Genomic DNA, 1,491 nt, shown 5'->3' with positions numbered 1-1,491 from the left:
CCCGCGGTCATGACCAGCACGATGATGATCATGCCGAAGATAGAGGTGTCGTCGAGAATGTCCTTGGGGCAGCCACGCAGCAGCTGACCGCGGGAGGCGAGCGCGACCAGACCGGTCGACTGCAGGATCGCCAGCGCCACGGACAGATAGCGCGTGTACTGGGTCATCTTGTTCTGACCCGCTTGACCCTCTTTTCGCAGTTCCTCGAACCGCGGGATCACGACGGTCAACAGCTGGATGATGATGCTGGCCGTGATGTACGGCATGATGCCGATCGCGAACACGGACAGCTGCAGCAGCGCGCCGCCGGAGAAGAGGTTGATCAGCTGGTAGATACCGGCGGAGTCACCGCCGTTGACCAGATTGACGCACTCTTGAACGTTCTTGTAACTGACGCCCGGCGAGGGCAGTGACGCACCGAGCCGGTAGAGCGCGATCAGTCCCAGCGTGAAGAGAATCTTCCGCCGTAAGTCCGGGGTCCGGAAAGCCGACACGAAGGCGGAAAGCACAGATCCTCCTGGCTAACGACATAGGTCAGGCCACGGAATCAGCGCAGAGTACGCCGAGATCCATGACGGTGTTGGCAGACAACACTTGAACTTTAACAGCGACACCGGGCGAGCTCGCGACTCGCCCGGTGCCATTGCTACTTCAGGTTACCGTCAGGCCAGCTCGGTGGCAGTGCCACCCGCTGCGGCGATCTTCTCCTTGGCGGAGCCGGAGAACTTGTCGGCCGAAACCTGCACGGCCACAGTGATTTCGCCCTCGCCGAGCACCTTCACGAGCTCGTTCTTGCGAACGAGGCCGTTGGCGACCAGCTCGGACTTGCCGATGGTTCCGCCCTGAGGGAACACGCGGGCGATGTCACCGACGTTCACGACCTGGTACTCGGTGCGGAACGGGTTGGTGAAGCCCTTGAGCTTGGGCAGACGCATGTGAATCGGCATCTGACCGCCCTCGAAGCGGACGGGGACGTTCTTGCGAGCCTTCGTACCCTTGGTACCGCGGCCCGCGGTCTTACCCTTGGAGCCCTCACCGCGACCCACACGGGTCTTCTCGGTCTTGGCACCCGGGGCAGGACGCAGGTGATGCAACTTGATGGTCATGCTTAGACCTCCTCAACTTCCACGAGGTGGCGCACGACGTTGATCAGGCCGCGGTTCTGCGCGTTGTCCTCACGCGTCACGGACTGGCGGATCTTGCGCAGCCCGAGGGTGCGCAGCGACTCGCGCTGATTCGCCTTGGCGCCGATGCTGGACTTGACCTGGGTCACTTTCAGCTGTGCCATATCAGACTCCCTGTCCCGCGCGCGCACGCAGCATGCCGGCCGGGGCCACGTCCTCGATCGGCAGGCCACGACGGGCCGCGACCTCTTCGGGACGCTGCAGCATCTTCAGAGCCGCAACCGTGGCGTGCACGACGTTGATGGCGTTGTCGCTACCGAGCGACTTGGCCAGAACATCATGGATGCCGGCGCACTCCAGAACGGCA

At 63.0% G+C, this 1,491-nt stretch carries 3 protein-coding genes and 1 pseudogene; all 4 read right to left on the bottom strand.

The features are described 5' to 3' along the window. On the bottom strand, positions 1-509 hold a 509-nt coding region (locus tag ACIRS4_RS36745), incomplete at its 3' end, for a preprotein translocase subunit SecY (RefSeq protein ID WP_404204381.1). 153 nt (positions 510-662) lie between these two features. After that, positions 663-1,106: a 50S ribosomal protein L15 gene (gene rplO / locus ACIRS4_RS36740; RefSeq protein ID WP_404204379.1), complete on the bottom strand. Its 444-nt coding sequence runs from the start codon at positions 1,104-1,106 to the stop codon at positions 663-665. Between the two features lie 2 nt (positions 1,107-1,108). Beyond that, entirely contained in the window at positions 1,109-1,288 is a 180-nt protein-coding gene (rpmD, locus tag ACIRS4_RS36735; protein ID WP_040804320.1) for a 50S ribosomal protein L30, read from the bottom strand. Position 1,289: 1 nt separating this feature from the next. Then, positions 1,290-1,491, bottom strand: a pseudogene (locus tag ACIRS4_RS36730) (30S ribosomal protein S5); the annotation flags it as partial.

The organism is Streptomyces sp. NPDC101166 (assembly GCF_044768125.1).
Classification (GTDB): Bacteria; Actinomycetota; Actinomycetes; order Streptomycetales; family Streptomycetaceae; genus Streptomyces.
Note: the sequence above shows the minus strand (reverse complement) of the source record. Positions and strands in the feature narration are given on the sequence as shown.